Here is a 3,791-nt window from a genome sequence, read left to right on the forward strand (position 1 = left end):
GACCATCAATCGAGAATTAGAAGTTCTGACGAAGATGATGCGGTTAGGCTACGAAAATCACAAGGTAGCAAGGATTCCCATTATTCGCCAACTCAAGGAGGCCGCTCCCCGATCGGGCTTCTTTGAGCGGAGAGATTTCGAGAGCGTGAGAAGGCAATTGCGTGTGGACCTTCAGGTGGCCATCTGCATCGCCTATACGTACGGTTGGAGAGTTCAGAGCGAAGTATTGTCGCTGTCCCTCGCGCAAGTGGATCTGGAGGCTGGTACCTTACGGCTGGATCCGGGCAGCACCAAGAATGAAGACGCGCGGGTGGTCTACCTGACGGCGGACCTGAAAACCTTCATCGCCGAGCAAATGGACCGGGTCAAAGCGCTCAGTAAAAAACTTCAGCGCATCATTCCCCATCTGTTTCCGCATCTCACAGGAAGGCATATCGGCGAACGTATCCAGGATTTCCGGAAGGCTTGGGCGACAGCCTGCAAGAAGGTGGGACTACCAGGAATGCTCCGACATGATTGCCGGCGTACAGCGGTCCGGAATTTAGTCAATGCGGGGGTGTCCGAGCGAGTGGCCATGAAGATTACGGGTCATCGGACCAGAGAGGTCTTCGACCGGTACCATATCGTGAGTCCGAGTGATCTTCAGGAGGCATCGAGAAAGCTGTCTGCTCCAGTTCTGGGCACGATTTCGGGCACGCCGAAGCCCGCCGTTATTGACCCCCCAAAGTTAAGTGTGCGATAAACAAGCGGCGCGCCCGTAGCTCAGTTGGATAGAGCGTCGGGCTTCGAACCCGCAGGTCGCAGGTTCAATTCCTGCCGGGCGCACCAATTCTTTCAAGCACTTATGAACCATTTGCTCCTCTGAGCGAGTATGGATCCACGGTTTGTGTTACGGTTCCGCCTGGGAATCGTCCCTCATACGGGCTACCCCCAGATCTATCACCGTGCCGAACAACAGAAGGAAATGCTAGGAGGCGATCGCGACGTGGGCGCGCTGCAGCGGTGTCGGGTGGAAGTCGAAACTGATGCCTACCAAAAGATTGTCGACTGGCGGTATCAAAGCGAGTGTTATTAGGACAAGAAGGGGCTCTTGCCGAAGGGGAAGTCGGTTGAAGTCGATGGCGAGCGACGCATGAACACGATCCCTCTCGTGGCTTCCGGCCTGCTGGCCGTTCTGGCATGCGCTGGGCCGTCTGAAACGGCGGCGGTCGAGTGGATCATGGTGGCCGAAACCGGACCAGTCGAGGAGGGCTTCATTACCTATGCAGGCCCCGCCACGATCCGCCGGAGTGGGACCACGGTGAGGATGGTGTCGTTAATCGACTCCACGATGGCCGAGGATGTGGCCAGGGAGCGACACCGCGTGTCCTGGAAAGACGAATGGGAATACGATTGTCAAGACAGGCAGGTCAGACCGCTGCAGTTCACGGAGTATGCGGGGAGAATGGGAACCGGTGAGAAAATGTTCAGCCACAGGGTTCCGACGTTTGTCTGGTCAAAATTGACTCCTGGTAGTGTCGGCGAGCAACTCTGGCGAATTGCCTGCGGGAAGGAGTGAGCACGTCGGAGGACACGATCACTGCCGGAAGGGATATGAGGCGCTTGCATGAAGGTCGATTGGTATTTGCTGAGTCTGACCGGGGCGTTGATGGTGTTCATCGGTATTTTCACCGCGATTGGCTGGTACACCTTTCGATAGATGGAAGCAAATCACGATGTACTCTAGGAGGCAAGATATGCATATCCAGAAGGTTCCAACTCCGTGGTGGCGCGTGCTTTTCGTGTGCTGCGGCGTGGTGCTCACCGTCGTCGGGTTGTCAGGCTGTCGTGAAGATGATGCGGGGCCTCCCTTGACGACCACCTATCAGGCCATCGTGATGACAAATGGCCAACTGTTTTTCGGGAAGCTGCAACAGGCCGGAAGCCGGTTCCCCGTGCTCACGGACGTGCATATTATCCAGACTCAAACCAACCCCGAGACGAAACAGGTCAGTAATGTCTTGGTCAAACGCGGGAAGGAAGCCCATGCGCCCGATCGGATGGTCCTGAATGCGCAGCAGATTCTCATCATCGAGCCTGTGACGCCTGGCTCCCAGATTGAGAAACTCCTCCAAGAATCCACAACAAAGTAACGTTCTGCGCATGAGAAAGGCCGAAATTGCCCAACGCATTCATGAACAGGTGGGGATCTCGCAGGACCAGGCGCTGGAACTCTTGGAGTGGATTATTGGACTGTTCAAGGCCACCCTTCAGCGCGGGGAATCCATTGCCATTAACGGCTTTGGCCGGTTCCATGTCCGCCAGAAACAGGCACGCCAAGGACGCAACCCCCGCACGGGTAAACCCACGACGATCACGGCTCGTCGCGTGATCACATTTCGTCCAAGCTCTGAGTTCAAAGCGGCGGTCGAGGCGGTGGGATATGACTCCGACACCAGATAAGAAGCCACGTCTTTCCCCGTTGGAGACCTTCACCCATCCCCCCACGAAGCCCGGCTGGTACTGGTTCAAAGACCCGCTCGCCGTCTATGCCGTCATGGTCGAGGTCCAAGAGATCGACGGGCAACTGATGGTGTATCTTCTGCAGAAGCATCAACCTGTCGCTGACCTGACTGGCACCTGGCAAGGGCCGCTGGCTACAGCACCCGTCAGTCAGCGCACGCACGAGACGAAAGGATTGCCGCCGAAGGGGAAATAGACGATGAAACACAATCTTGGTCGATTCTTTGTGATAGCCAGACTGCTGCCGGTCTCGCTCAGTCTGGGCGCTGTCCTCACTATCATCGGCTGCGCCTCTGCCGAAGATCACCAGCGCCAGGCAAGAGCCGCCGACTTTAATCAATGGCTCGGGCAAGATAAACAAAGCCGGGTGAGACAGGTCGGCCCGCCAGACACTTGCACCCAGGCTGGAGGCGGCGAACTCTGTGAATGGCGTCCCAATGGGAGCGTGCTGCGCTATCGCTATGATGCCAGGGGCATCGCGCAAAGTTGGACGTATCTGAGTCAGCAATTGGGCGTGATGGAACGGTCCGAAGATCAGGCCTCCCAGGGGGGTGCCTGGCAGGCGGTCAAAGACAGCGTCAATAATTCAAAGTTTGGTTACGGGGGCACAGGTCGGTGATCGCTCCGCCTGCTGAGTGAGCAGTCGCACTTCCGACCAGAGGCCTCCCTGCGAGACTCCTCATGGCATTTACCCATCCGACCCTACCGTCGTTTTCCCATCTCTTGTCCCGTGACGTACCAGACAGGTCCTTTTGAGGGCTCCGGCACGGTGTGGAATCTTTCCCGCGCGGGCTGGCGGTTCTCTGGCGATCTGCCGTTACGCGTCGGCGAAGTCTGTTCATTGACGGTGAACCTGTCGAGTGACCAGCGAGTCTATGTGATCGCTGGCATTGTCCGTTGGGTGCGGGTCGAAGAGTACGGTCTCGAAACGCTTGTGATCGACGACGAGTCACGGGCTGATATGGAAGAGTACCTCTGCCAACGAGGATGTGAATCCGAAGGGTAGCAAAAGATGGCTGAACGTGTCGCCTCCAATGCACTAATAGCCCAACCTATCCATGGGAACGAGGAGACATCTCAATGGTTGTGCTCCTAGGAGTCGCTATTGCAGCATTGGTGGCCATGGAAGTGTGGTGGTTCAATCAACCGACTGACCTAGCCCCCTTAATCCGGTCCACCCTGTATGTTAGGGTCGGGCCAAAAGGAGGGCCATATGCCACGTTTCCGTCACACCGTCGAACAGATCCTCGCCAAATTGCGTGAAGCCGAAGTCGCCCTGAGCAAGGGCC

The 3,791-nt window shown here is 56.9% G+C and carries 8 protein-coding genes and 1 tRNA gene; all 9 read left to right on the forward strand.

The window, feature by feature from the left end; translation table 11 throughout:
* Window positions 1-742: site-specific integrase (locus VEI50_03430; protein HXX74158.1), on the forward strand; the 742-nt coding region annotated here is incomplete at its 5' end.
* Between the two features lie 9 nt (window positions 743-751).
* Window positions 752-828, forward strand: a tRNA-Arg gene (locus tag VEI50_03435).
* 43 nt (window positions 829-871) lie between these two features.
* Entirely contained in the window at window positions 872-1,075 is a 204-nt protein-coding gene (locus VEI50_03440; protein HXX74159.1) for a hypothetical protein, read from the forward strand.
* Window positions 1,076-1,090: 15 nt separating this feature from the next.
* Window positions 1,091-1,558, forward strand: a complete 468-nt coding sequence (locus VEI50_03445; protein HXX74160.1) for a surface-adhesin E family protein — start codon at window positions 1,091-1,093, stop codon at window positions 1,556-1,558.
* A gap of 178 nt (window positions 1,559-1,736) precedes the next feature.
* On the forward strand, window positions 1,737-2,132 hold the full coding sequence (locus VEI50_03450) for a hypothetical protein (GenBank protein ID HXX74161.1): 396 nt from the start codon (window positions 1,737-1,739) through the stop codon (window positions 2,130-2,132).
* Window positions 2,133-2,142: 10 nt separating this feature from the next.
* Window positions 2,143-2,442, forward strand: coding sequence for an integration host factor subunit alpha (locus VEI50_03455; GenBank protein HXX74162.1), 300 nt, complete (start codon window positions 2,143-2,145; stop codon window positions 2,440-2,442).
* A complete protein-coding gene (locus tag VEI50_03460; GenBank protein HXX74163.1) occupies window positions 2,423-2,698 on the forward strand; it encodes a hypothetical protein in 276 nt (91 codons plus the stop codon). Before VEI50_03455 ends, VEI50_03460 begins: the two co-directional genes overlap by 20 nt.
* 3 nt (window positions 2,699-2,701) lie before the next feature.
* Window positions 2,702-3,121: a hypothetical protein gene (locus VEI50_03465; protein ID HXX74164.1), complete on the forward strand. Its 420-nt coding sequence runs from the start codon at window positions 2,702-2,704 to the stop codon at window positions 3,119-3,121.
* Window positions 3,122-3,196: 75 nt separating this feature from the next.
* On the forward strand, window positions 3,197-3,508 hold the full coding sequence (locus VEI50_03470) for a PilZ domain-containing protein (protein HXX74165.1): 312 nt from the start codon (window positions 3,197-3,199) through the stop codon (window positions 3,506-3,508).
* The last annotated feature ends 283 nt before the right edge of the window (window positions 3,509-3,791 follow it).

The organism is Nitrospiraceae bacterium, assembly GCA_035623075.1.
GTDB lineage: Bacteria > Nitrospirota > Nitrospiria > Nitrospirales > Nitrospiraceae > DASPUC01.